28 protein-coding genes and 1 pseudogene are annotated in these 24,805 nt (G+C 56.7%); 11 read left to right on the top strand and 18 right to left on the bottom strand.

Annotated elements, in window-relative coordinates; all coding sequences use genetic code 11:
* Positions 1–13: 13 nt before the first annotated feature.
* Positions 14–868 carry a tetratricopeptide repeat protein gene (locus tag ABLQ08_RS11895; protein ID WP_352942176.1) on the bottom strand — a complete coding sequence of 285 codons (855 nt, stop codon included), beginning with the start codon at positions 866–868 and terminating at the stop codon, positions 14–16.
* Positions 869–1,038: 170 nt separating this feature from the next.
* Positions 1,039–1,266 carry a 30S ribosomal protein S21 gene (gene rpsU / locus ABLQ08_RS11890; RefSeq protein WP_008188883.1) on the bottom strand — a complete coding sequence of 76 codons (228 nt, stop codon included), beginning with the start codon at positions 1,264–1,266 and terminating at the stop codon, positions 1,039–1,041.
* Between the two features lie 402 nt (positions 1,267–1,668).
* On the opposite strand from rpsU, the gene ABLQ08_RS11885 reads away from it, so the two are divergent.
* A complete protein-coding gene (locus ABLQ08_RS11885; RefSeq protein ID WP_352942172.1) occupies positions 1,669–3,066 on the top strand; it encodes an MATE family efflux transporter in 1,398 nt (465 codons plus the stop codon).
* Between the two features lie 46 nt (positions 3,067–3,112).
* Here the strand turns inward: ABLQ08_RS11885 and ABLQ08_RS11880 are convergent, their stop codons facing one another.
* The 3 genes from ABLQ08_RS11880 to ABLQ08_RS11870 all read right to left on the bottom strand — a co-directional run bounded on the left by ABLQ08_RS11880 (position 3,113) and on the right by ABLQ08_RS11870 (position 5,075).
* Entirely contained in the window at positions 3,113–4,207 is a 1,095-nt protein-coding gene (locus tag ABLQ08_RS11880; protein WP_352942169.1) for a 5-(carboxyamino)imidazole ribonucleotide synthase, read from the bottom strand.
* A 28-nt stretch (positions 4,208–4,235) separates the two neighbouring features.
* Positions 4,236–4,730, bottom strand: coding sequence for a 5-(carboxyamino)imidazole ribonucleotide mutase (gene purE / locus ABLQ08_RS11875; RefSeq protein WP_352942166.1), 495 nt, complete (start codon positions 4,728–4,730; stop codon positions 4,236–4,238).
* 138 nt (positions 4,731–4,868) lie between these two features.
* Entirely contained in the window at positions 4,869–5,075 is a 207-nt protein-coding gene (locus ABLQ08_RS11870; protein ID WP_352942162.1) for a YdcH family protein, read from the bottom strand.
* Between the two features lie 356 nt (positions 5,076–5,431).
* Here ABLQ08_RS11870 and ABLQ08_RS11865 point away from each other — a divergent pair, with 356 nt between their 5' ends.
* Entirely contained in the window at positions 5,432–5,611 is a 180-nt protein-coding gene (locus ABLQ08_RS11865) for a YdcH family protein (protein WP_352942159.1), read from the top strand.
* Positions 5,612–5,689: 78 nt separating this feature from the next.
* Here ABLQ08_RS11865 and ABLQ08_RS11860 read toward each other — a convergent pair whose 3' ends face one another.
* The gene (locus ABLQ08_RS11860) at positions 5,690–7,324 is read right to left on the bottom strand and encodes an acyl-CoA synthetase (RefSeq protein ID WP_352942157.1); all 1,635 of its coding nucleotides are present in this window, start codon (positions 7,322–7,324) and stop codon (positions 5,690–5,692) included.
* A gap of 85 nt (positions 7,325–7,409) precedes the next feature.
* On the bottom strand, positions 7,410–8,174 hold the full coding sequence (locus ABLQ08_RS11855; protein ID WP_352942154.1) for a sulfite exporter TauE/SafE family protein: 765 nt from the start codon (positions 8,172–8,174) through the stop codon (positions 7,410–7,412).
* Positions 8,175–8,346: 172 nt separating this feature from the next.
* Between ABLQ08_RS11855 and ABLQ08_RS11850 the strand changes: the two genes are divergently transcribed.
* Positions 8,347–10,254: a propionyl-CoA synthetase gene (locus ABLQ08_RS11850; protein ID WP_352942152.1), complete on the top strand. Its 1,908-nt coding sequence runs from the start codon at positions 8,347–8,349 to the stop codon at positions 10,252–10,254.
* Between the two features lie 136 nt (positions 10,255–10,390).
* Positions 10,391–11,182, top strand: a complete 792-nt coding sequence (locus tag ABLQ08_RS11845) for an SDR family NAD(P)-dependent oxidoreductase (RefSeq protein ID WP_352942149.1) — start codon at positions 10,391–10,393, stop codon at positions 11,180–11,182.
* A 98-nt stretch (positions 11,183–11,280) separates the two neighbouring features.
* Here the strand turns inward: ABLQ08_RS11845 and ABLQ08_RS11840 are convergent, their stop codons facing one another.
* Together ABLQ08_RS11840 and ABLQ08_RS11835 are read right to left on the bottom strand one after the other, a co-directional pair.
* Positions 11,281–13,104 (bottom strand): ABC transporter transmembrane domain-containing protein, encoded by a 1,824-nt coding sequence (locus tag ABLQ08_RS11840; RefSeq protein ID WP_417714909.1) that lies wholly within the window; start codon positions 13,102–13,104, stop codon positions 11,281–11,283.
* Positions 13,082–13,408, bottom strand: coding sequence for a hypothetical protein (locus ABLQ08_RS11835; protein WP_352942145.1), 327 nt, complete (start codon positions 13,406–13,408; stop codon positions 13,082–13,084). The genes ABLQ08_RS11840 and ABLQ08_RS11835 overlap by 23 nt, the downstream gene beginning before the upstream one ends.
* On the opposite strand from ABLQ08_RS11835, the gene rpmE reads away from it, so the two are divergent.
* The gene (rpmE, locus tag ABLQ08_RS11830; RefSeq protein WP_008196026.1) at positions 13,407–13,631 is read left to right on the top strand and encodes a 50S ribosomal protein L31; all 225 of its coding nucleotides are present in this window, start codon (positions 13,407–13,409) and stop codon (positions 13,629–13,631) included. The genes ABLQ08_RS11835 and rpmE overlap by 2 nt on opposite strands.
* A gap of 206 nt (positions 13,632–13,837) precedes the next feature.
* Here rpmE and ABLQ08_RS11825 read toward each other — a convergent pair whose 3' ends face one another.
* Entirely contained in the window at positions 13,838–14,380 is a 543-nt protein-coding gene (locus ABLQ08_RS11825) for a DUF1465 family protein (protein WP_352942141.1), read from the bottom strand.
* A 415-nt stretch (positions 14,381–14,795) separates the two neighbouring features.
* Positions 14,796–14,993 (bottom strand): DUF1192 domain-containing protein, encoded by a 198-nt coding sequence (locus ABLQ08_RS11820; protein ID WP_352942139.1) that lies wholly within the window; start codon positions 14,991–14,993, stop codon positions 14,796–14,798.
* A gap of 164 nt (positions 14,994–15,157) precedes the next feature.
* On the opposite strand from ABLQ08_RS11820, the gene ABLQ08_RS11815 reads away from it, so the two are divergent.
* Positions 15,158–16,159, top strand: coding sequence for an NAD(P)H-quinone oxidoreductase (locus ABLQ08_RS11815; protein ID WP_352942136.1), 1,002 nt, complete (start codon positions 15,158–15,160; stop codon positions 16,157–16,159).
* A 158-nt stretch (positions 16,160–16,317) separates the two neighbouring features.
* A pseudogene (locus tag ABLQ08_RS11810) lies at positions 16,318–17,043 on the top strand (DUF1013 domain-containing protein); the annotation flags it as partial.
* A 186-nt stretch (positions 17,044–17,229) separates the two neighbouring features.
* Here the strand turns inward: ABLQ08_RS11810 and ABLQ08_RS11805 are convergent.
* Entirely contained in the window at positions 17,230–17,592 is a 363-nt protein-coding gene (locus ABLQ08_RS11805; RefSeq protein ID WP_352942133.1) for a nuclear transport factor 2 family protein, read from the bottom strand.
* Positions 17,593–17,608: 16 nt separating this feature from the next.
* On the opposite strand from ABLQ08_RS11805, the gene ABLQ08_RS11800 reads away from it, so the two are divergent.
* Complete coding sequence (locus ABLQ08_RS11800) at positions 17,609–18,013, top strand: LuxR C-terminal-related transcriptional regulator (protein ID WP_352942131.1); 405 nt, start codon at positions 17,609–17,611, stop codon at positions 18,011–18,013.
* 104 nt (positions 18,014–18,117) lie between these two features.
* Here ABLQ08_RS11800 and ABLQ08_RS11795 read toward each other — a convergent pair whose 3' ends face one another.
* Both ABLQ08_RS11795 and ABLQ08_RS11790 read right to left on the bottom strand, forming a co-directional pair.
* The gene (locus ABLQ08_RS11795) at positions 18,118–18,597 is read right to left on the bottom strand and encodes a DUF2141 domain-containing protein (RefSeq protein WP_352942128.1); all 480 of its coding nucleotides are present in this window, start codon (positions 18,595–18,597) and stop codon (positions 18,118–18,120) included.
* Between the two features lie 13 nt (positions 18,598–18,610).
* On the bottom strand, positions 18,611–19,504 hold the full coding sequence (locus tag ABLQ08_RS11790; RefSeq protein WP_352942126.1) for a sterol desaturase family protein: 894 nt from the start codon (positions 19,502–19,504) through the stop codon (positions 18,611–18,613).
* A gap of 86 nt (positions 19,505–19,590) precedes the next feature.
* Here ABLQ08_RS11790 and ABLQ08_RS11785 point away from each other — a divergent pair, with 86 nt between their 5' ends.
* Genes ABLQ08_RS11785 through ABLQ08_RS11775 form a run of 3 tightly spaced genes read left to right on the top strand, consistent with a single transcriptional unit; the run spans position 19,591 to position 21,523 of the window.
* Positions 19,591–20,178 carry a TetR/AcrR family transcriptional regulator gene (locus ABLQ08_RS11785; protein WP_352942124.1) on the top strand — a complete coding sequence of 196 codons (588 nt, stop codon included), beginning with the start codon at positions 19,591–19,593 and terminating at the stop codon, positions 20,176–20,178.
* Positions 20,175–21,326: an aromatic ring-hydroxylating oxygenase subunit alpha gene (locus ABLQ08_RS11780; protein WP_352942122.1), complete on the top strand. Its 1,152-nt coding sequence runs from the start codon at positions 20,175–20,177 to the stop codon at positions 21,324–21,326. The genes ABLQ08_RS11785 and ABLQ08_RS11780 overlap by 4 nt, the downstream gene beginning before the upstream one ends.
* Before the next feature lie 14 nt (positions 21,327–21,340).
* The gene (locus ABLQ08_RS11775) at positions 21,341–21,523 is read left to right on the top strand and encodes a hypothetical protein (RefSeq protein ID WP_352942120.1); all 183 of its coding nucleotides are present in this window, start codon (positions 21,341–21,343) and stop codon (positions 21,521–21,523) included.
* A 54-nt stretch (positions 21,524–21,577) separates the two neighbouring features.
* Here ABLQ08_RS11775 and ABLQ08_RS11770 read toward each other — a convergent pair whose 3' ends face one another.
* The 4 genes from ABLQ08_RS11770 to ABLQ08_RS11755 form a co-directional block, all read right to left on the bottom strand.
* Complete coding sequence (locus tag ABLQ08_RS11770; RefSeq protein WP_352942117.1) at positions 21,578–22,483, bottom strand: bestrophin family protein; 906 nt, start codon at positions 22,481–22,483, stop codon at positions 21,578–21,580.
* A complete protein-coding gene (locus tag ABLQ08_RS11765; protein WP_352942114.1) occupies positions 22,480–23,202 on the bottom strand; it encodes a M50 family metallopeptidase in 723 nt (240 codons plus the stop codon). Before ABLQ08_RS11765 ends, ABLQ08_RS11770 begins: the two co-directional genes overlap by 4 nt.
* Positions 23,203–23,326: 124 nt before the next feature.
* Positions 23,327–23,716, bottom strand: a complete 390-nt coding sequence (locus ABLQ08_RS11760) for an MAPEG family protein (RefSeq protein ID WP_352942112.1) — start codon at positions 23,714–23,716, stop codon at positions 23,327–23,329.
* Between the two features lie 43 nt (positions 23,717–23,759).
* Positions 23,760–24,803, bottom strand: a complete 1,044-nt coding sequence (locus tag ABLQ08_RS11755) for a peptidoglycan -binding protein (protein WP_352942109.1) — start codon at positions 24,801–24,803, stop codon at positions 23,760–23,762.
* Positions 24,804–24,805: the final 2 nt, after the last annotated feature.

The raw sequence follows: 24,805 nt of genomic DNA, 5'->3' as shown, positions 1-24,805 counted from the left end.
GGGAAAACGGGCCTTAGCCCTGACCGACCCGGCCCAATCCGTCCCGTGCAATCTTGTTTGAATTGTCCAGGGACATGGCGCGGGTGTAGTTGCGGCGTGCGTCTTTCTGCTTGCCGAGCATTTCGAGAGCCAGCCCGCGATTTGCCCAGGCAACCGAGGATTCCCGGTCGAGATTCACTGCCATGGACAGATCGGAAAACGCTGCGTTTGGATCGTTTACGGCCAGATAGGAAATCCCGCGGGCGATGTAGGGAGCCGCTGCCTTCGGATTCAGTCCGATGGCTGTCGCAAAGTCCTCAATCGCCAGGTTGTCCTGGTTTTGTGCCTGATAGATCAGGCCACGATTGTAGAATGCTCTTGCATCGGAGCTGTCGCGGGCGATCACGGAATTGAAGTCGGCGAGGGCGGCGTTGAAGTTGCCCTGCTGACGATAAATGTTCCCGCGACCGACATATGCCACGTCGTAATCCGGCTTGATATTGATGGCCCGCGTGTAGTCGGCAACAGCCAGGTCGTTCTTGCCCTGGCGGCGATAGACCAATGCCCGGTTGGCATAGGTCTGATAGGACTGCGGGTTCAACTGAATCGCACGATTGAAGTCTTCAATTGCAAGGTCAAGCTTGCCGGCCTGACCATATGCGATGCCGCGCGTGCTGTATGCATTCGCATCCGAAGGATTGGATTCGATTACAGCGGTAAGGGAGGCAATATTGGTGGACGAGCCGACCGAGCTGTTGATCGGAACGTCGTTATAAACACCGCTGGTGTTACATGCAGCCAGGAGTGTAGCCAGGCTGAACAGCGTTGCATGGGGCAGATACTTGCGCATGCGGCACATATGATCTCTTACAGTCAAGCGATTGGACATGCCGTTCATCTGCCTCCAATTGGGCGTTAATGTGACTGCGGATGGAATTGCCCGCTCATGTCCCAAGCAATCTGAAACAAACGCCAAAAAGCCGACCGTAACTTCGGCCGGCCTTACGGCATTTATGCTTAGGAATGGCGGTCTTCACCGCCAGGCGCACTCAAGCCGGATTAACGGCGAGCGGACTTGCCCGGGAGCAGACCTTCACGCTGTGCCCGCTTGCGAGCCAGCTTGCGCGCACGGCGAATAGCTTCAGCCTTTTCACGCGCCTTCTTTTCAGACGGCTTTTCAAAATGACCGCGAAGCTTCATTTCACGGAAGATGCCTTCGCGCTGCATCTTTTTCTTGAGCGCCTTCAGCGCTTGATCGACATTGTTGTCGCGAACCAGAACCTGCACGCGTTTTTTCCCGTTTTCGATGCGCTGCGGCCTATCCACAGCCAGAATTGGACTTTGCCAGAATTGGACTTTGATTGAAGCGAGGTCTTGTCAACAATCTACGCGACTGCCCTGATCACAAGCAGTCAACGCAATAAGCACTTTTGTACAATGCATTCACTTGTGTACAGAAACCGGATCGCCGCTGACGCGTCGCTCACTTTGGCGGGCTTAATACCAGAGCAAACCCTATGTGTCCACAGTCATTCGCAAAGAAAGAACGCCTATTCTGACTCAGCGTCGTTTCCAGGCGGAGAAGAAATATGGACACTTTGTCTTTTGCGGATTAGAGGTGAAAGCCTCACCCAGGCCTCAAGCCTCGATCAAGAAGGCGGGTCTTAGCCCTAATTGTTGGAGGAAGCAATGGCGCAGCGTGCGTCCGAAGCCCCCGGTTCGGCGCAGGGCACATCTCTTTGGCGCAGTGACATCCTGCCAACGCTGGCCCTTGGATTGCCGCTTGCCGGAGCGCAGCTCGCGCAAATGGCGATCAACACGACGGACGTGCTCATGATCGGCCGCTTGGGCGCGGAAGAACTTGCTGCCTCGGTGCTCGCATTCAACTTCTTCACGCTGCTCTGGTTCTTCGGCATGGGTGTTCTGCAGGCCGTGATTCCGCTTGCTGCACGTGCGCGCGGTCAGCGCAAACCACGCGACCTGCGCCGGGCCGTGCGCATGGGGTTCTGGGTCTCCGCGCTTTTCTGCCTGCCGGTCTGGTGCGTGCTGTTCTTCATCGAATCGATTCTGCTGCTGCTCGGACAGGAGCCCGAGCTGGCGCGGCTGGCCGGGGTTTACATGCGCGTCCTGCAGTGGTCGATGGCACCTGCTCTGTTGATCATGGCCGTTCGTGGCTTCCTGACCGTGATGGAACGTACGCAGGTGGTCTTGTGGGCAACGATTGCGGGTGCTGTCGTAAATGCCATTCTGGACTATGTCCTGATTTTCGGTGAATTCGGTTTTCCGCGCCTTGAGCTTGTTGGCGCAGGAATCGCGTCCGTATTCAGTGCGTCAACCACATTTCTCTTTCTGCTCTTTTATTCGCTCTGGCATCCCAAGCTTCGACGCTACAACATTCTCGGCCGAATCTGGCGTTCCGACTGGCCGGTCTTCTTTCAGATCGTGCGGTTGGGAGCACCGATCGGTCTGACGATTGTTGCGGAAGGTTCGCTCTTCACCGCATCAGCCATCATGATCGGCTGGCTGGGGACCATCCCGCTCGCGGGACATGGCATCGCACTGCAGATCGCCTCGATCACCTTCATGGTGCCGGTCGGACTTTCGGTTGCCGCCATGACCAGGGTCAGTCTTGCGGCCGGTCGCGGCGATCATGTCGGAATCGGCCGGGCCGGGTGGACATCCCTGGCTGTCACCATGATCTTCATGGGCTGCTTCGCGGTGCTTTTCTGGACCATACCAGAGACGCTGGTGGGGCTTTATCTCGATCTCAACGATCCGCAGGCTGAAGAAGTCCTTGCCTATGGCGTGTCGTTCCTGCTGGTCGCGGCATTGTTCCAGCTGGCCGACGGCGGGCAGATCATTGGCGTGAACAACCTGCGCGGGCTGGGTGATACCACGATACCGCTCTTTTACGCGTTGTTCGGGTATTGGGGGGTCGGCATCAGCCTGTCCCTCGGCCTCGGGTTTGCAGCCGGTTGGGGAGGCGTTGGCGTTTGGTGCGGTCTCGCCGGAGGTCTGGCTTGCGTTGCCTTGCTGGCAAATGTGCGCTTTGCCAAGCGCGAGCAGCTCGGACTGGTCAGAGGCTAAGACAATCGGCGACACAGGTCTGTGCCGGTGTCACCGGTCGGCACCTTCAATCCGACTTTGGAGAAACCCTGTTCACATGCCCCATCTTGCGGCCTTCCCGCGTTTCGGACTTGCCGTAAAGATGCAGGCGTGCTGACGATTCCTTCAAAACATCTTCCCAGGCATCCGCGTCGAAGCCGATCAGATTTTCCATGACAACGTCAGAGTGACGGGCCGAAGAGCCGAGCGGCCATCCGGCAACGGCCCTAATGTGCTGGTCGAACTGGGAGGTCAGGCAGGCGTCTTGTGTCCAGTGACCGGAATTGTGCACGCGTGGCGCAACTTCATTGACAAGAAGCGTTTCAACATCGCCGTCCCTTACAAGGAACATTTCAACGCCCATCACGCCCACATATTCCAGGCTCGAGACGATCTGCTCGGCCATGGTGCGAGCGACCTCAAGGGTTGCTTCAGAAACACCGGCCGGGACAGTCGAGGTCTTCAGAATGTGATTTTCGTGATGATTGCGGGCAATATCGTAGCTGGAGCAGGTTCCCTCAAGATCCCTTGCAACAATAACCGACACTTCACACTCGAACGGGATCAGATCCTCCAGCACCGCAGGTACCGAACCAAGTTTCTCAATCGCGCCCTCGGCGTCTTTCAGTTCACGGATCATCAACTGGCCTTTGCCGTCATAACCGAAGCGGCGTGTTTTCAGAACACCCCTGCCGGCGAAACTCTGTAGTGCGGTTTCAAGATCCTGCTGCGAATTGATTTCGGCAAAATCGGCAATTGAGACACCCGCACCGGACAGGAACTGTTTCTCGAACAGGCGGTCCTGCGAGACTTCGAGCGCCCGGACACCTGGCCTGACTGGAACCCTGGCATCGAGATGAGCCGCGGTCTGACCCGGCACATTTTCAAATTCATAGGTTACGACGGAGACCGCATCGGCGAACCGGTCGAGCGCGTCGGTGTCTTCATAAGAGGCGAGCGTGTGGGACGCGCAGACATCAAAGGCCGGGCTGTTTGAATCCGGACAATAGATATGCGTCTTCAAGCCGAGGCTTGCCGCAGACTGGGCCAACATTCGGCCGAGCTGCCCGCCACCTAGAATTCCAATGGTATCGCCTGGGTTCAAGCGGGACTTTGCGCTCATCACCTTGTTCCTGTTGCTGCCGGAAGCCTTAGTTGATGTCGTCGGTCGGGTGTTCGGCAACCGACGCCGTTCTGTTTGCCCGGTACGTGTCGAGCGCCGTTTCGATGTCCTTGTCGCTCAAGGCCAGGACCGCGGCTGCCAGAAGGGCCGCGTTCGTCGCGCCTGCCTTGCCGATTGCCAGCGTGCCGACGGGAATTCCGCCTGGCATCTGCACGATTGACAGGAGGCTGTCTTCGCCGGACAGGGCGCGGCTTTCAACCGGCACGCCAAATACCGGGAGCGGTGTGAGCGAGGCCGTCATTCCTGGCAGGTGCGCGGCACCGCCGGCTCCCGCAATGATCACCTTGAACCCTTCGGCCTTTGCTCCTTTGGCAAAGTCGTACATGCGGTCCGGAGTTCGGTGTGCGGAAACGATTCGGGCTTCGTAGCTGACGCCCAGCTGATCGAGCGTGTCCGCCGCATGTTTCATAGTCGGCCAGTCGGATTGACTGCCCATGATGATTGCGACATCAGCTTGTGCCATTTCATGCTCTCCATTCCAGCTGGCTCAGAAGAGCCGCGGAGTATAGGCAGAGCGCAGCGCATCGCAAGCGTCAATCGCCGGAATCCGGCCAAAAGTTGGATAGGATGCTGGATCTGGAAGCCGCAAGGGGAGGGCTTGTCAGGCGATGATGTCCGGAAAGAGCTGATCCTCAAGCGCCGTGATCCGGTCCTTGATCATCAGTTTCTTCTTCTTCAGGCGCTGTAACTGAAGGACATCATGGTTAGAGGTTGCCGCCAACGCCTCCACTGCCACATCAAGATCCCTGTGTTCCTGACGGAGCTGTGCGAGCTCCATTCGCAGTGCATCCGTTTCCATTTCCGCCATCCATGTCCCCCAAATCAGGACACAAGTCCTATTCCATTTTACTGCTACCGGGCAAGATAGCATCTTTGTCGGGCCTCCGGCCTAATTTTAGATGCTTCGAAAACCCGGCAGGAAAACAGATTGTGAAAAAAATTGCATTGCCTTGACAATTGTAAGCTGACGAAAATGTTGTGGGAATTTTTCATGAGTTTTGAACCGCTTATTTGAAGCGAGTTTTTCAAGGTTTTCTAAGGATAGTCGCTCGAATGCATAATTCGACGTCGAAACAGGTCAGATATGCAGAATCTGCAATCGACAAGGCTGGATTTTCTGTGGCAGTGTGCAGCTGTTGAGCCAACAGACAGGAGGTTTTATCCATGTCAATGCAGTCGCATCTCGCCGAACTCGAGCGCCGTCACGCGGAAATGGAACGCAAGATTGAGGACGCTCAGTTGCACCCGAGTACAGACTCCCTGGAATTGGCTGACATGAAACGGCAAAAGCTCAAGATCAAGGACGAGATTGAGCGAATACGGCAAGATGTGACCCTCCATTGACGCATCAAACCGTGAAATGAAAAAACGCCGCGCAAGTCGCGGCGTTTTTGTATTTTGAGGCAGGCATCTGTCAGGAATTCAGAGTGCCTTTGCCTGCTCGCGCAGGGCGAATTTCTGGATCTTGCCGGTCGAGGTTTTCGGCAGGTCGCAGAAGACCACGGTCTTGGGAGTCTTGAAGTTGGCGAGATAGTCCCGGCAGAACGCGATCAGGTCCGCTTCGCTGGCTTCCGAGCCCGGTTTGAGTTCCACAAAGGCACAGGGCGTTTCGCCCCATTTTTCATCCGGCCGGGCGACAACAGCCGCAGCCTGGACGTCGGGATGCTTGTAGAGAACTTCCTCGACCTCGATGGAGGAAATGTTCTCGCCACCGGAAATGATGATGTCCTTCGACCGGTCCTTGAGCTGGATGTAGCCGTCCGGGTGCATAACGCCGAGATCTCCGGAATGAAACCAGCCACCCTCAAACGCCTTTTGCGTGGCTTCGGGATTTTTCAGATAGCCTTTCATGACCACGTTGCCGCGGAACATGACTTCGCCCAGCGTTTCCCCGTCAGCCGGAACCGGATCCAGAGTTTCGGGATCGAGAACCGTCAGGTCTTCCAGTGCGACATAGCGTACACCTTGCCTTGCTTTCTTCTGTGCCTGCTCACCGAGCGGCAATTCGTCCCATTCCGACTTCCAGTCATTCACCACCGCCGGACCGTAGACTTCGGTCAAACCGTAAAGATGCGTGACGTTGAAGCCAGCGGTCTTCATGGCGGCCAGAACGCTTTCTGGTGGCGGGGCAGCAGCCGTGAAGAAATCGACCTCGTGATCGAGTTCGCGTTTCTGATCGTCGCCTGCGTTCAGAAGCGTCGACATGATGATCGGCGCGCCGCACAGGTGGGTGACCTTTTCGTCGGCGATCAGGTCCCACATCGGTTTCGGACGGACCCAGCGCAAACAGACATGCGTTCCGGCCACGACCGACAGAGACCAGGGGAAACACCAGCCGTTGCAATGAAACATCGGCAGGGTCCAGAGATAGACTGGGTGTTTGGCCATGGAGGCGGTAATCACATTGGCCTGAGCGAGTAGATAGGCGCCGCGGTGATGGTACACCACGCCTTTCGGGTTTCCGGTGGTTCCGGACGTATAGTTGAGCGTGATGGCATCCCACTCGTCATCCGGCAGGGACCATGTGAATTCGGGAACACCTGACTGCAGGAACTCCTCATAATCGAGCGTTCCAAGCCGCTCTCCGTCCTGCGGAAATTCCGGATCGGAATAGTCGATCACCGTTGGCCTAACCTTCGCAATGCCAAGCGCTTCCTTGATGACGGCGGCATATTCCCGATCAGTGATCAGGACCTTGCAATTTGCGTGATCGAGCTGGAAAGCAATGACCGCGGCGTCGAGACGGGTGTTCATGGAATGCAGAACCGCCTTGGCCATGGGCACGCCGTAGTGGGCCTCGAGCATTGGCGGGACATTGGACAGCATTACGCTGACAGTGTCATTGGTGCCGATGCCGAGTGTGCTCAGGGCCGAGGCAAGCTGGCGGGACCGGCGATAGAATGTCCGGTAATCGGTCCGTTGCTTTCCATGGATGATCGCAGTGCGTTCGGGGAAAACATCCGCAGCGCGTGCAAGAAAACTAAGCGGGCTAAGCGGGGCGTAGTTAGCCGTATTCTTATCAAGCCCTTGCGAGTAAGGGCTGACATTGGAACCCATGATCATCCTCCCTTGATCAATTTTCCGTCATGAAAGCCGGAAATGATCAAGTGTGCAATGCATCATTTGGCCCGGATGCTGCAGATCACAGAAGATACGCCGAAATGCCGTCATAGGTCAGTTTCGCGCCGATAATACCCATGAAGGTGTAGATGATCCCGTAAAAGGTCTCGCCCTTGATGATCCTGACCAGCCTGACACCTGCCAGGGTTGCGATCAGGGCAACGGGAAACAGCGTGACAGACGTTGTCAGGTTGGTGGTGTCGAACTGCCCGAGCATGAAATACGGGATCAGTTTGACGGCATTTACAACGGCAAAGAATATCACCGCCGTCCCGACGAAAAGAGCGGGGCTCAGACGCAGTGGCAGCACGTACATCTGAAATGGCGGGCCGCCAGTGTGGCTGATGAAGCTGGTGAAGCCGGCGATGGACCCCCAGAACAGACCTTTCGGCGGATTGTGTCTCGCGCCCTCGGCTGCCTTTCTCCGCTTGAAGACATAATCCGCCACGAATGCGATAGAGGTAACTCCGACCAGCAGCGTTACGAATGTGTCGTCCACATAAGCAGCTGTCGTCCAGCCGATTCCAATGCCAATCACAGCGGCTGGAATGAGAAGCGACAAGGTTTTCCAGTCGGCGCGGCCCTTGTAGGCGGTCAGCGCGACCACATCCATGATCACCAGTATCGGCAACATGATCCCGGCTGCCTGAAGCGGTGAGATGACAAGCGTCATGATCGGCACGCCGAGCATGGCCATTGTGCCGCCGAAACCGCCCTTGGACAGGCCGACAAGAAACACCGCGGGAATGGCTGCGGCGTAAAACCAGGGATCTGTGATAGGGACCATAAGCAGGAAAGTTCAGGTAAGTACAGGGAACGGACCTGCGTAACAAGCATGCCAGAGTGCTTACGTAAAGTCCCGACCTCCAAATTGATAACGCGGGAAGGCTTGCAATTTCTCCTGCCCTTACAGCACTCTGTGGACCAAAGGCCGGACTGGCTGTTTGGGAGGACATTTCATGGCAAGCCGCTATCACGAAGTCTATCAGGGCTGGAAGGACGATCCGCAAGGATTCTGGAAGGCTGCAGCCTCGGAGATCGACTGGATTTCAACCACCGACAGGGTTTTTGATCCCGATCAGGGGCAGTATGGCCGGTGGTTCCCCGACTGGGAATGCAACACCAGCTACAACTGTCTGGACAGGCATGTCGAGCGCGGTCGTCCCGGGCAGCCTGCACTGATCTACGACAGCCCGATCACCGGCAAGACTGCGACCTACACTTACGCGGAGCTCCTTGAGGAAGTCGAGGCGTTCGCGGCCGTTCTGCAAGACAGGGGACTGGAAAAAGGCGATCGGGCGATCATCTATATGCCGATGATCCCGCAGGCAGTGATGGCAATGCTGGCCTGCGCTCGCCTTGGTGTCATTCATTCAGTGGTCTTCGGCGGCTTTGCCGCCAATGAACTGGCAACCCGAATTGACGATGCATCTCCAAAAGCGATCATCGCGGCTTCCTGCGGTATCGAACCGGGACGCGTCATCGCTTACAAGCCGCTGCTTGACGAGGCGATCAGCCTTTCGACGCACAAGCCGGAATGTTGCCTGGTGTTTCAGCGAGAGGAGCAGGAGGCGGGCCTGATCGACGGCCGTGATTTTGATCTCGGAAGCCTGACCGACGAAGCAAAGGCGGAAGGGCGCAAAGTCGCTCCCGTGCCGGTCAAGGCAACGGATCCGCTCTACATCCTTTACACTTCCGGTACGACTGGACAGCCCAAGGGTGTGGTCAGGGACAACGGCGGCCATATGGTCGCGCTGAAATGGACGATGTCCAATCTCTATGATGTTCAGCCAGGTGAAGTTTTCTGGGCGGCGTCCGATGTCGGCTGGGTCGTCGGCCACTCCTACATTTGCTATGCCCCGCTTCTGCATGGCTGCACGACGGTTGTGTTCGAAGGCAAGCCGGTCGGAACCCCCGATGCCGGTGTTTTCTGGCGCGTCATCTCCGACCACAAGGTCGTTTCTCTCTTCACGGCACCGACAGCATTCCGGGCGATCCGCAAGGAAGATCCGAATGGTGAGCTGATCAAGAGGTACGACCTTTCCACCTACCGGTCTCTGTTCCTGGCCGGGGAAAGGGCCGACCCGGAAACGGTCAACTGGGCGATTGATCAACTGCAGGTGCCGGTGATTGACCATTGGTGGCAAACGGAAAGCGGTTGGTGCATGGTCGGCAATCCGCTCGGCCTTGGGCAGTTGCCAGTCAAACCGGGATCTCCGACAGTGCCGATGCCCGGATACGATGTCCAGGTTCTGGACGATGCCGGTCATCCGCTCGGTGCGAACACGCTGGGCAACATCGTTGTAAAACTTCCCTTGCCGCCGGGCTGTCTGCCGACGCTCTGGAATGCCGATCAGCGCTTCTTCGACGCATATCTTGCCGAGTTCCCCGGGTACTACAAGACGGCAGATGCCGGAGTGATCGACGATGACGGCTACCTGTCGATCATGGCGCGGACGGATGACATCATCAACGTTGCAGGACACCGGCTCTCCACCGGTGGCATGGAGGAAGTCCTGGCGACCCATCCGGATGTCGCGGAATGCGCGGTTATCGGAATTGCCGACAAGTTGAAGGGGCAGCTGCCCTGCGGCTTCGTGGTTCTGAAGGCAGGGGTCGAGCGCTCACATGACGAAATCGAAAAGGAACTGGTGAGACTGGTGCGCGAGAAAATCGGCCCCGTGGCCGCCTTCAAGATCGCGATCACAGTCGACCGTTTGCCCAAGACACGCTCCGGCAAGATCCTTCGGGGAACCATGCGCCAGATCGCAGATGGCGAGAGCTACAAGATGCCGGCAACGATCGACGATCCGGCAATCTTGGACGAAATCAGTGACGCCTTGAAATCACATGGGATTTCGGCTTGATCAAATGAGGTGACGTTACTGGAGGTCTTCAGAAGGCATCGACAGCGTCAATTTTGCACACTAATGTCGGGCCGCCGCGTGGCGGCCCGCGTTTGTTACGCGGCTTCAGATTTCTTTAGCAGCCGTGAGGTTTTTCGTGTCTTTGGAGAATAAGGTCGCCATCATTACGGGCGCAGCGCGTGGGATCGGATTTGCCGTTGCCAAGCGATTTGTCATGGATGGCGCCAAGGTCGTTATCGCCGATGTGGACGACACAACAGGAGAAGAAGCGGCCGAGGAACTCAAGAGCCTGGGTGACGTGCTCTATATTCACTGCAATGTCTCCGAGCGTCTCGATGTCCGGAACTTGGTCGCTGAAACCCTGAATGCATTTGGCGATATCGATATCCTGGTGAACAATGCCGGAATCGTAGCCGGTGGCGATTTTCTTGAGGTTGAAGAAGAAGACTTCGACCGCGTTCTTTCGGTGAACCTGAAAGGAGCGTTTCTGTGCTCGCAGGCAGTTGCCCGGCACATGGTTGAAAAAGTTGAAAATGGCGGCGAACCGGGCTGCATCATCAACATGTCGTCGATCAATTCAGTTGTCGCAATCCCGAATCAGATTCCCTACTGCGTCTCCAAGGGCGGCATGACGCAGCTGACCAAGACGGCGGCTCTGTCGCTCGCGCAATACGGCATCCGGGTGAATGCAATCGGGCCAGGCTCGATCATGACCGAAATGCTGGCCACCGTGAACAGCGACCCGGCTGCGAAAAATCGCGTCCTGTCGCGTACGCCGATGCTGCGGATCGGTGAGCCGGCGGAGATTGCCGGTGTGGCAGCCTTTCTGGCGTCTAGTGATGCCGGATACGTTACCGGGCAGACGATTTTCGCCGACGGCGGACGCCTGCCTCTGAACTACACCGTTGCCGTGCCGGATGACAGCTGAGCCAGCAAGTCTGGCTCTCGGGTCTCAGCATGCGCTGAGCTTTGCCGCAATGGTGGTGGGTAGCCCGGAAATTTCATGATTGATCAAAGAGACGGCGGCTACGCCGTCTCTTTTTGCTCTTCGGCGCCGAATTGCAGCCGGGCAAGTTTGGCGTAGAGCCCTCCTGCCGCGCTGAGTTCGGCGTGAGTTCCCGATTCCACGATCCGCCCGTCTTCCATGACAACGATCCGGTCGGCCTTCAGAACGGTTGCAAGCCTGTGGGCGATCACCAGGGTCGTGCGATCCTGCATCAGGCGATCGAGTGCCTGTTGCACCAGGTTCTCGCTTTCAGCGTCCAGGGCACTTGTGGCTTCGTCGAGGAGCAGAACGGGTGCGCTTTTCAAAACAGCCCTTGCAATCGCGATCCGTTGGCGCTGTCCGCCTGAAAGTGTGATGCCGCGTTCGCCGACCATGGTGTCGTATCCATCAGGCATCGCCTCAATGAAGGGAGCGGCGAGGGCCGCCTTGGCGGCGGCAACAATGTCCTCCCGGCTCGCATCCGGCTGTCCGTAGGCGATGTTTTCGGCAATGGACGCACCAAAAATTGCGGTGTCCTGGGGAACAAGCGCAATGTGCCGGCGCAGGTCTTCCGGATCGAGTTTGGAAAGCTCGACACCGTTCAGGCGAACAATGCCCGAGTTCGGATCGTAGTAGCGCATCAACAGGCTGAACAGGGTGGACTTGCCAGCGCCGGACGGGCCGACAACGGCAACGGTTTCGCCAGGAGAAACCTCGAGGGTCAGGTCCCGGACAACGGGCATGTTCTTGCTGTTCTGGTAAGCAAACGAGACATCGTTGAAGGAAATGTTGCCTCGAGTTCTTTCGGGAAGCTTGACCGGGTTGGCCGGAGCGCTGATTTCCGGTTGGACTTCCAGAAGTTCGGACAGGCGTTCTGCCGCCCCAGCCGCCTGTGAGAGTTCGCCCCAGACCTCCGAGAGTGCTGCCAGGGATCCTGCTGCCAGAATGGAATAGAGCAGGAACTGGCTCAATTCACCGCCGGTAATTCTTCCGGCAAAGACATCGCTTGCACCGATCCAAAGGACTGCAACGATGCTGGCACCGATCACACAAATGGCAAAGCCGGTCAGGGCCGCGCGCGCCAGGATTGCCTTACGGGCCGCCTGAAATGCAGTTTCAATCGCGGAGCTGTATTTGTCAGAGCTGAGGCGTTCATGGGTAAAGGCCTGAAGGGTTCTGACCGAACCGAGCATTTCGCTGGCATAGGCCGAGGCACTGGCCAGAGTGTCCTGCGCAAAGCGCGAACGCTTGCGCACCTGTCTTCCAAAGCCCAGCACCGGGACAAGGATAACCGGGATGGCGGCCAGAACGATGACCGAAAGTCGCGGGCTGGTGACCACCATCATTACGGAGGCCCCGGCAAACATCAGAAAATTGCGCATCGCGAGAGATGCGCTGGAGCCAAACGCCGCCTTGATCTGGGTTGTGTCCGCGGTCAGTCTCGACAGGATCTCGCCGGATTTGGCGCTGTCGTAAAATGAAGGGCTGAGCCGTGTCATGTGTGCAAACACATCAGAACGGACTTCCGCGACCACTCGCTCACCGATCCACATTACCAGGAAATAGCGTGTGGCGCTTGCGGTAGCCAAGGCGCAGACGACACCGATCAGGACAATAAAGTACGAGTTCACCAGTGCAGGGTCATCGGCACCAAAGCCGAAATCGATCATCCTGCGCACGGCTGCCGGCAAGATCAGTGTGATGATTGCCGCGGAAAACAGAGCCGCGACCGCTGCCGACACCATGCCTTTGTGTTTCAAAAGGTAAGGCAACAGCCGGGTTAGCGGCCTTAGGGACCTGCGGGATTTATTCTGATCGGTGTTTGCACTTGCAGCAGGGGTGTCAGCCAAGATGGCTCTCCTCATCATTCCTACCAGCCAGATCTTTGTCGGCTCCGTCTTTATCATGTTCCGGCAATCGCACAATGGCTTTAAGGTTGATGGCCGGTTTATTGCGATGTGACAGATTTCCGACTGCAATTCCTTGATCGAAGCCAAACAGGAATTGCAGGATTTTGCCCCTTGTCTTGCCTGTCGCCTTAGGGTATATCCCCGCTTCATGTTTCTGAGGGCGGCGTCCGCAACCGGATCGGCGGCCCTTTACTTCGTTTTGCGCTGGCGTAGCGACTTTCCCGGAAAGAAGCTCAACGCGCTTGAAAGGATCGGCCATGAAAGCGGATATCCATCCCGACTACCACACCATCAAGGTCGTCATGACCGATGGTACCGAATTCACCACCCGCTCCACATATGGTGCGGAAGGCGACACCCTGCAGCTGGACATCGACCCGACGTCTCACCCGGCATGGACTGGCGGTGACCGTCAGCTGATGGACCGCGGCGGCCGTGTGTCCCGCTTCAAGAACAAGTTCGCTGGTTTCCTGGGTTCCTAATAACCTTAGCAACAGCTTCTTATCGAAAAACCCGGCCTTTGGCCGGGTTTTTTGTTGTCTGCAAATGAAACAAGTCGTCGATCCTTCGACTGTTCCCTGTCGTATCGCTGATGTTCTTCCGGTCAGCAGAGAATGATGAAAACTCGGGCCGGGAAAAACAAAAGCCGCCTTGCGGCGGCTTCCGTGAAAGAAGAGTGTCGGCAGTCTTAGCCGAGCTTGCCGAAGGCGGCGTGCAACTGACTGATCTGGGAGGCGACCGGATTGTCGTTGGTGGCTTCTTCGATGTGTTCTTCGGCATCCTTGCGATAAAGCATCTTGTCCAGATGCACGACACGCTCCTGAAGCCGTGTGGAACGCTCGATCAGATCGCGCAGGGTTGCCGGAAGTTCGTCCCAGGATGGGCCGCCGGTGGAACTGGAAAGCTTGTCGAGGCGAACCTTGTTCTTTTCGCTGCCGGCCTGTTCGCGGGACATTTCACCCTCGTTGACGGCGCGTTGCAGCAACAGCCAGGACGCCAGCTGCATCAAACGGGTCGTCAGGCGCATGGATTCGGTGGCGTATGCAAGTGAAGCCGGACGGGGCAGTTGCTTGGCTTCGTCGCGTCCGCTGCCGTCAAGATAGGTGGCAGTTTCCTCAACCAGGGACATGCCTTCCTGAAACAGGTTCTGGAAGTTGTCGGAATTGGCAAGGTGATGCGCGATGTGAACGGCACCAACAGGACCAACGGCTTTTTTTGTTTCTTCCGTCATGGGATTACTACGCCTCAGTTACTCTTCCAGTTTGACCCGTTTCTTTATTACTGACCTGTCCCGGGATAAGACATCCCTTGCCAGGTGTTCCTTTTTGGAACGAAACGGCTCCTCATGCCGATAGCTTTGCAAGCTGTATGCCAGATTGGCAGAAAGCGGCTTTTGCCGGAACTTCAATAAGATACTATGAGGCGCGGTCAAAAAAAAGAGCCGCACGGTTGCGGCTCAGAAGTCTTTAACAGGGAGGCGTCAAACAGAGTGGACAGGAGCCACTCACATCCAGATGACTGGATGCATAAATTTATACTTTGGAAAGATTAACGAGAGGTAAACGAGTAAAAATTTACCTACCTCGTTTACCTAACTGTGCGGCAGATATTCGCATTTGTTGTTAACCTTGCTACAAATAACAAGGTTATTTCTGGAAAAATGAATTTGCAGCATCGCGAATATTGCCGCGCTGCTCCAGTTCCAGCCGGGTACGGTTAACCTCTTCGTTCAGCGCTTCGATGCGCTCGGTTAACTCCGATTCCGACAGACGGGACAGATCCTCACCAACCGTGATCGCGCCCTGCGCGGGTTTTTTGGGGGCGTCATCGTCAAAAAGGCTCATTGTCCGGCTCCCTGAGGTCTGATGCGCTCTATCTGAAAGGAGCGCTTGTGTGATCTGTTTTCATTCTCATAGTCTGACTGCGCACTCAATATAGGTTAAACCGTCAAGGCTACCAGTTGCCGGGTGGTGACCAGTCTCAAAATGAACCAGAAGGAATGCTCTTCATGCAGAACCTGCCGGAAAGCATGTCAGCGATAGCGATTTCCGAACCGGGTGGGCCGGAGGTCCTGAAATCAGAAACGCGCGCCATGCCAGTGGTCGATCCTCACGAAATTCTGATTCGGGTGGTCGCGGCTGGCGTTAACCGGCCGGACGTGTTGCAGCGGAAGGGGGCATATCCTCCGCCGAAGGGCGCTTCGGACCTTCCGGGCCTGGAAGTTGCCGGCGAAGTGGTCTTCTGCGGCAAGGACGTGAAGAGGCACAAGGTTGGAGACATGGTCACCGCGCTTGCTCCAGGCGGCGGCTATGCGACCTATTGCAAGGTGCCGGGCGGGCACGCGCTTCCGATACCTCAAAGTCTGTCCGTCATCGAGGCGGCCGCCTTGCCTGAAACGTTCTTTACCGTCTGGACGAATGTGTTCGACCGGTGCGGCCTCTCGAGTGGAGAACGGTTTCTGGTTCATGGTGGAACCTCCGGAATCGGCACCACGGCAGTTCAGCTCGCCAAGGCCTTTGGAGCGGAGGTGTTCACCACAGTCGGGTCGGACGAAAAGGCTCAGGCGGTTCGTAAACTTGGAGCGGATCATGTCATCAATTATCGAGACCAGGCTTTTGAAAAGACAATCCTGGAGCTGACGGACGGAAAAGGGGTCGATGTTATCCTGGACATGGTCGGCGGCGATTACGTCGAGCGAAACTGGAAGGCGGCCGCGGTTGAAGGGCGGATCTGCCAGATTGCGACGCTTAACGGAATTGCTGAGAACGTAAATTTTTCGCGCCTGATGGTAAAACGTCTGACGCATACCGGTTCGACCTTGCGGCCGAGAAGCGACGCATTCAAAACGGCGATTGCCCAAAGCCTCGAAGACAAGGTCTGGCCTCTGATCGAATCGGGCAAAGTCGGTCCGGTCATGGATTCAACCTTCCCTTTCACTCAGGCTGCAGAGGCGCACAAACGGATGGAAAGCTCTGGCCATATTGGGAAAATCGTCCTGACCATGGAGTGAGTCAGATCGCAATGTTGCGTCGCGGAAAGAGGAATGTGTGACTCCATTTGCGTTTCCGCGACGTTCGGCTTATATTCCCGCCACTTCCCGTGAAACAGAGATGGAACACCGCTTTTTCGCCCCGCCGGGCGGGGGAGCAGACGAGAGGAATTTATCCGATGGCGAACACGCCGCTTATGCCGAAGGCAACCGCCGTCTGGCTCGTAGACAACACCGCACTGAGCTTCACGCAGATTGCTTCTTTCTGCAAACTGCACCCGCTTGAAGTAAAGGCAATTGCCGACGGCGAAGCTGCGCAGGGGATCAAAGGGCTCGACCCGATTCTGACCGGCCAGCTGACGCGCGAAGAAGTCGAAAAGGCTCAGAACGACCCTAACTATCAGCTGAAGCTGCAGGGGTCGAAGGTCGTTGTGCCGGAATCCAAGCGCAAGGGGCCGCGCTACACACCGGTATCTCGTCGTCAGGACCGTCCGAACGCGATTCTCTGGCTGGTGCGCAACCATCCTGAACTCAAGGATGCGCAGATCATGCGCCTGGTCGGAACAACCAAGCCGACAATTGCAGCCATCCGGGAACGCACCCATTGGAATTCCGCGAACCTGACACCCTCTGATCCGGTTACTCTCAGCCTCTGCAGCCAGCTTGAGCTGGACATGGAAGTTGAGAAAGCTGCGAAGAACGCTCCGCAGCCAATGGTTGGTGAGCCTGTCGAAACGCTGATGCCGGTCGAAGATACCACCAGCGAAGATGCAATCGCAGCGGCTTTCTCGCTTGATCCGAGCACTCCGATCAAGCGTGAGGAAGAGGAAGAAATCGACGCCGATGCTGTCTTTGCCAAATTGAACTCGTTGAAGAGCGAGAGCGAAGAAGCAGAGACCGAAGAAGCCACCGTATCTTTTGACATCGCAGCTGAAGAAGTTGGCGAAGCTGAAGAGACAGGCGAAGCTGAAGAGGCAGGCGAGGCTGAAGAGGCTGGAGCGGCCGAAGAGGGCAGCGAAGAAAACAAGTAAGTCTGCTGCTCGTATGCAAATTTGAAAAAGGCCGCCAGCGGATGTCGCTGGCGGCCTTTTTCATGCCGGGTCGAGCGTCGTCACCAGTGAGACGATCCGGCCGCCTGAAATTTTGAATACGTTCGTCCCGCTGCCGCTTCCGCCAGGAATTGCCTGCGAGTAGCAGGTCCATTTCACGGTGATCGTTTCGTTGGAAACTTCGACGGATCTCAGGTTGATGACAGCGTCATCAAAAGCATCCGTCCTGCTTTCCGCAAAGGCTTGCAGAATGGCTTTCCGTCCTTTGTGGGGTTCAGGTTGACCTGAAAACGGCTCCGCGTATTCGGCATCTTCCGCAAAGACCGAGCCGAGAATTTCCAGGCCGGAAGGACCCGCCTGCATTGCAAGGAAGAAATTGGTGATTTCTAATGGCATCATGCTCATGGAGGGTTCCTTCTAGATGTCTGTCGATCCCGAGGTACTGAAAGCCCTGTCGTCGGCGCTGACTGATCTGCGCGAGAAGCCACAGGCACCGATACCACCAGGGGTCCTGGATGCTCTGGCGCCATTGGCCGCGTCCGGAAAGCAATTGAAGATTGATCTGGAGGCGAGCCGGTTGATCGGAGCGCCTCTTGTGACGGTGGTCGAGCAGGTTTCCACCAAAGATCTGCTTTCACCCCTTACACCCCGTCAGAGGGAAGTGGCCGAACTGGTGATCGCCGGACAGTCCAATCGGGCGATTGCAGAAGTGCTCGGTATTAGCGTTGCCACCGTCAAAGATCATGTTCACGCAATTCTGGAGCGCCTGGGGCTGCCTTCCCGGCACGCTGTGATCGCTGCAACGCGAGCGACGGTCAAAGCCTAATTGTCCTGGCTCGGTGGCACAATCCATCCGAAGATGGATATGTGCCCATGGCCGGGTGGAGCGACGATATCGTCTCTGGCGTGAAGAAACTGCCGTTGAGCTGGTTACTTCAGGTAGAACAACCGAACGGTTTGCTTCTGATCACTGGAGGCGGCCCGTTTGAAGGGAGGTTCGTCGTAAGCGTCCCGGGCTCCCGAAACGGTGTAACCTTCGCTTGGAACCTGCCCGTTCATGTCCAGATCCCGGTTTCCGTTCTCGTCGTGAAAAGCGACCACGGCGTAGGGGCCAGAGTTGAGGTCGGGAAAGAAGGCTTGAATAGCGCCTGTCGACGCAGGTATCTCGTGGTATCCGACAGCGGCCTCGTAATCATAGGCCTTGAAGGCATCCCGGTTATCCATGATGAGAACGATCACCTGGCCGTTGCCGTTGCGTACGCCATCAACGGTGACTTCAAGGCCAGGCATGGTTCCAGCCTTTGCTTCTTCCGCTTCCACGACCGGAACCTGGCTTGCCATCCATGCACCACCGATAATGATACCGGCGCTCACACAAAGGGCGGTGATACGTTGACGCATTGTGGGCATTTGAAACTCCGCGTTACTTGGTGGATGTGTTGTTTTTCCTGGTCGGCTGCCACCCGGGAGGATTTATCAGCACGCCTACCTTGTTGAGCAGTCCGGGCATCTGCCAGACCTCCTTGCCTAGGCGATAGAAGCCATGCAGGAAGGCGACCAGCGGGTTGACGGAATTGATGGGGCGCGTGAGGCCGTAAGCCACCTTCTCTCGTTCTTCCGCGAATGTGTTGAACATCCTGTCCCAGATGATGAAGATTCCGGCGTAGTTCTTGTCGAGATAGGCCGGGTTTGAGCCATGGTGAACCCGGTGATGGGATGGTGTGTTCATGACCGCCTCAACCGGACGCGGCAGCTTGCCGACCGCTTCGGTGTGAAGAGCAGTCTGATAGACCTGAACGACAACTTCCGCGAACAGGACGACCATCGGGTTGAAGCCGAGTAGAACTAGCGGAAGATGGAAGAAGACGGGCCAGAACGAATCCATCGGCCCGAAGCGGTAAGCAACGGAAATATTGAAGAACGGCGAGGAATGGTGAACCGAATGGGTCGCCCAGCCGAAATTCACCCGGTGCATGAACCGGTGTTCCCAGTAGTAGACGAGATCGGCAAGAACGATGCAGACAAGCACTGTTATCCAGTTGATCTCAATATCGAAAATCGCAAACTGCCAAACGTAGTAGAACGTCGCAACATAGAACGCGCCGAGAAAAAAGATCGTCAGCCCGATGAACATGGCCAGGGTGATGTAATTCGTGACCGTATCACCGATCAGCGTCCAGCTTAGCCGCTTGTAGATCCAGTACCGGATCAGTTCGAAGGTCAGGAAACCGAGTGCGATGACAAAGAACCAGTCGTCGATGAAGATCTCCAACTGTTCCAGCCATGTCGGGCTGATAGGGCTGAGCAAGGTTTGCAAGGTGCTCTCCAAAATTATCAAAGTTGACAATTAAATGAGCTCGTGCGATTAGATTGTCAACATTGAAAATCTATTTGGAGGCAAAATTGGCTCGTCCGGACATTAAGGATGACCGCAGAGAACAGATCCTGGACGCGTTTGAAACCTGTGTGGCGCGTTATGGTCTTGAGGGCGCGACCCTCGCCAAGGTGGCGGAGGTTGCCGGCCTCGCGCGCCCGCTCATCCGGCACAATGTCGGTAACCGGGAAGATCTTCTGGCTGCGCTGATTGAACGATTTCTTTCTCAAAGTCGGGCTTCCATGGCTTCGCTATTGTCCTATCTACCGGGCGAAAACCGGTTGAGTGTGCTTGTCGACCTGTTGTTCGATCCGCGTTACGCCAACCCGCGCCTGGTGCAGGTCTTCAATGCCCTGAGCGCCGGGGCACCGGATGACAGCGAGTTGGCCCGCAGGTTGCGGGAATGGCTGGAAGACTTCGTCGAGCAAATCGAGAATGAGTTTGTACGGGAGTACCCACATGCCTCGAAAGAGCAGATAACGGCCGCCGGCGCGGGAATCACCGGTATCTACTTCAACGTTGAAGCGCTCTATCCGATCGGTGTTTCGGCGCAATTCATAGAGGCCTCCAAGAAGGCTGCACTCATGCTGGTCACGGCTCTGGGGAAGGAACTATGACGGAACTCCATCGTCTTGGTCGTGAGGCCTATATAGATCCTGTTTGGCACGAGCGGGAAGTGGATCAGTTGTTCCTGAATGCCTGGTGTTTTGCCGGTATTACCAGCGACTTCAAGGAAGCCGGTGACTACAAGGCTGTCGAAATCGGCGGCTTTCCCATCGCAGTGGTCCGGAACAAGGATGGTGACCTGGGCGCGGTGCATAATGTCTGTCGTCACAGGGGCGCCACGCTGTTTGATGGAAATGGCGGCAATATCGGCAAGTCGATCGTTTGCCCCTATCATCGCTGGACCTACGGGCTGGCAGGTGAGTTGCGCGGTGTGCCCGACAAACAGACCTGTTTTCCGGATCTTGAGCGATCGAAACTCGGTTTGAAACCTGCGGGCCTGGGCATTTTCAAAGGCCTCGTCTTCGTCAACCCGGATCCCAATGCGAATTTCGACGACTGGATTGCCCCGATCGCTGACCAGGCCTGGCCGCATGATCTCTATGCATCCGATGTCAGGGAAGCGGTGCCTCTGGTCTACGACGTGAAATGCAATTGGAAGGTCTTCGCGGAAAACGCCATCGACGGGTATCACCTTGCCTATCTGCATGAACAGACACTCGGCGGCCCGACGCCGGACAAGAATGTCTGGGAGCAAGCCGGCGATCACATGATCTGGTACGCGAACGAGGAGGGCGTGCGTCACCGGTTGCCGAAAAAGATCCGCGACGAAAATGGCAAGATCGGCACGATCAAGAGTGCGCAGCAGGCCGGGTTTGGCGGGGTATATTTCCTCTTTCCACTCACGCTTGTCGTGCCGACACCTTACGGGTTGTCGATCACGGCACTGAAACCAACGTCGGCTTCAACGACACGATTGACGATCCGCCACTGGGTCGGTCCCTGGCAGTCGCTGGATGAGCGCAAATACATTCAGGGCTTCGACAAGAAAACCGGGATCATCTCGTCAGATAACTGGACCAGGCACCCGCTGGAAACAGGAGACTTTCAGACAGAGGATGTGTGGATCTGCGAGAAGGTTCAGCAAGGTCTGCAATCACCGGCATTCGAGTTGGGACCGCTTTCTCTCGGCCCTGGCGCCGAAGATCCCATCCGCTGGTTTCATCGCAGTATTCTGAGCCGGCTGCAGGTTTCGGACTGAGTTGGGAGTGCAACATGCATTGGACGACATTCCTGGGTTTCCTGCTTCTTGGCTGGGTGATTCTTGATCTTTTCACCGGAACAGTCTGGTTGCACCGTGCTTTTCGCCGGTCGGAAGAGCCGGTTGGCTATTGGTTGGTCATGGGTCTCTGGCTTCTGGTTGCCCTGTCGTGCTTTTACTGGATCGGCGGGTTTTGACGACGAACGAAACAATGCTTTGGCGGATCTCAAGACCAACCGCACATAAGTGTGTCAGGTCAGTACATGGTTTTTGGGTGTCAGTGGTTCCGGCGGGACACGGCCGGAAGCTTCGGCGGCGGAAATCTCGATCACCCGGCACATCGCATCCAGCGGCAATCCGTTCTGAACATTGGAAAAAGGGTGTTCCAACTCGTTCGTCACCGCCTGCAGGCCAAAGAAGACATAGGCGACAATGGCAGCGAAGACAGGGGTAAACCAGCTTGTTGCTCCAATCAGGGCAAATGGCAGCAGGAAACAGTAGAGATAGGTCGTACGGCGGATAAGCAGCGAATACACGAATGGCAACGGTGTCATCGCAATTCGTTCGCAGCCCGCCTGGGCATTTGCCAGTGCGGACATGGTCTGTGAAATCGTCATCTGACCATAGCCGCTGAGGTCACCTGCCTGTGCAAGATCTGCAAGCCGGTGGGTTATGCTTCTTAGCGCGGCGTCGGCGGGATTGCGGGTCTGACACAATTTGTTGGCCATTGCGCTGTCCATCCATTCGGATAGATCGTCTTGCGCATCTTGCTTGCGTAAAAAGGCCTTGTGCAAGTGAGCGAAGGCGACAACGTTCGACAGTATGTAGTCACGGTCCGAGGTCTTGATGTTGAAAAGCGCCAGTTGCCGGGCCAGGTTCCGGACGTCGCCAATCAATGCGCCCCACAACCGGCGCGCTTCCCACCATCGATCATAGGCGGCGTTATTGCGGAAGCCGAGAAACAGAGACAGCGCAATGCCGAAGACCCCCATGGCAGCAATCGGTATGCGCGGAAGCGAAACCACATGCCTGTCGAGCAGCAGTACAAGGCCGGACAGCACTGCCACGGAAATGATCTTGCTGACAATCTGCGGGACGATCGACCCTTGCATGACAAGAAACAGTCGCAGCGCGGAAGGAGGCTCCATGAGGATCATTTCTGGCTATCCTTGCTGAACCGGGCCCGCCTGTTGCGTGAGCGGTGTTTGCTGAACGTGAGATTGCTGTTCTGACCCAGTCCGTGTTTAGCGCACAAGACGATGACCGCGAGACTCAGAACAAGCCACAATCCGCCCCAGAACAGAGTAGGTCCGCCAAATTCTTCCGAAAGCATGAAGGCGTCCGAGCGGACGCCCGATCGTCTGATCGTGTCGTCGAAAATGTCGTAGGGGACATAGATCATGCTTGCCAATCCGATTACGCGCAGCAGCAGATCGTTGATGCGGCGGTCAAGGTACCGCGCGGCGGCGAGCAATCCCAAGCCGGTGACCGAACAAAAGACAAATGGAAACAGATCCCGAATGTAAAAGGCCGTGATCAAGAGAGTGACGACGCCGAACAGAGCGACGGCGAGCCGGTCCATCTTGGTTTGAACCGCAATTACCAGCAGCACGACACCGAGGAGAAGCGAGCCGAGATATCCGGCGGAAAGCACGATAAACCGGTTACCACCACGCGAGATGACGTGACCGCCTTGCTGAGGTGACAGCGAAAGGTCAACGACGGAACCGCCAGTCAAAAGAGTGGCGAGTGCATGGGACAACTCATGCAGGAAGACAATCAGGATTTTCAAAGGGATGACGACCGGTGTGTTCCAGAGCAGGAACAGAAGCCCGGTGATCACGATCAGCTGCCAATGACCTTTGAGCAGTTGCATGTTTTGACCCTGTCCATGTCCTCGTTGTCTGCACTCACTGGAGTGCGGAAATGCTTCTGAAGGTGTTTTTCCGCGGGAATTTTCGTTTTGGAGTTCTGGTGTTGATTGATTTGCCTGATGGATTTCAGATAAAGGCGGAGACACCGAGCAACACCAGGCCACCTGTCGCCAGTTTCCAGGCCAGAGTTCGGTAAAGTGGCACGCCAAGTGCGTAGAGCGGCAGAAACAGAAGGCGTCCAAGCAGATAAGCGGCGGCGCCGAACATGCTAAGGTCGTCAAACCCCTGAACGTGATCGAGCACCAGGACCAGTGCGATCAGAATGGGGAATGTTTCCTGGAAATTGAGCTGCGCACGTTTCAGCCGTCCGGCGACACCTTCCGGGACCAGGTCCTCGTCGCGTGCTCCGATCGTATACCTGTGGCCGACCTGGGCCTTGAAGGCAAAAGACGCGCTGGCGATATGGACAAGGCCCAAGGCTGACGCGATCAGGACGGTTGCATATTCGAACTGCATTGTAATGTCCCGTTTGCCCGTGCCCTGATTGATTTTTGAAGCGTCAGCGTTCCGTCAGCTTTAGTTCGATGCGCCGGTTTCGAGCCAGAACGTCGGGAGTTTCCCCTTCCTCGAGGGGCTGGAACTCACCAAAGCCAGCGGCCACCAGGCGTTTCGGATCGACACCTTTTTCAATCAGGTAACGCACAACGGAAATCGCGCGTGCCGCTGAAAGTTCCCAGTTGTTGCGCAGGCGGCCGGTGCCGGAAAGTGGGCGGGCGTCCGTATGACCGTCAACGCGCAGAACCCAGTTGATTTCATCCGGGATCTGAACGCTCAGTTCCTGGATCGCGTCAGCCAGCTTGTCGAGCTCCGTCTGTCCGGCCGGATTGATGTCTTCCGAGCCGGAATCGAAAAGCACTTCGGATTGGAAAACGAAGCGGTCGCCGACAACGGATATGTCGGAGCGTTGCGAGAGAATTTCCCTGAGGCGGCCGAAGAAATCGGACCGATACCGTGAAAGCTCCTGAACGCGCTGGACAAGAGCGGCATTAAGCCTGCGGCCAAGGCTGGCAATCTTGGCCTGGCTTTCGGCTTCCTTGGCCTCGGAGGCCTCCAACGCGGCATTGGCCGCTGCGATCTGGCGTCTGAGTGCTGCGATCTGCTGATTGAGCAGTTCCACCTGGGCAAGGGCTTCCTGGCTTACCTGCTTTTCGTCGTCCAGCAGATTTTCCAGGCGGCTCGCCCGGCCACCGGCGGCATCGGCGGCGCCGGAACTGCTCTCCAGCAATCCAAGCAGGCGCGTCTGTTCTGCCTCAGCATCGCTGAGGCTGGCCTGGAGGCCGAGGATTGTGTCTTCAAGCTCGCCGGAAGTTGCCCGCTCCAGCGCAAGCAGTTCGGTCAGCTCGCTGATCTGTGCGTTCAACCGGTTCAGGACCGTGTCGCGGCCGGAAAGCTGCTGCGACAGGAAGAATTGCGCGATCATGAAGATCGACAGCAGGAAAATAATGACGAGCAGGAGCGTCGCCATGGCGTCTACGAAACCAGGCCAGTAGTCCGTCGATTGAGCGCGGCGGCGGGCGCGAAGTCCGGCTAGTCCACCAGCCATGT

It is taken from the genome of Roseibium sp. SCP14 (assembly GCF_040329475.1).
In the GTDB taxonomy this organism is placed as follows: Bacteria; Pseudomonadota; Alphaproteobacteria; order Rhizobiales; family Stappiaceae; genus Roseibium.
This window is presented reverse-complemented; position numbering and strand designations above follow the sequence as displayed.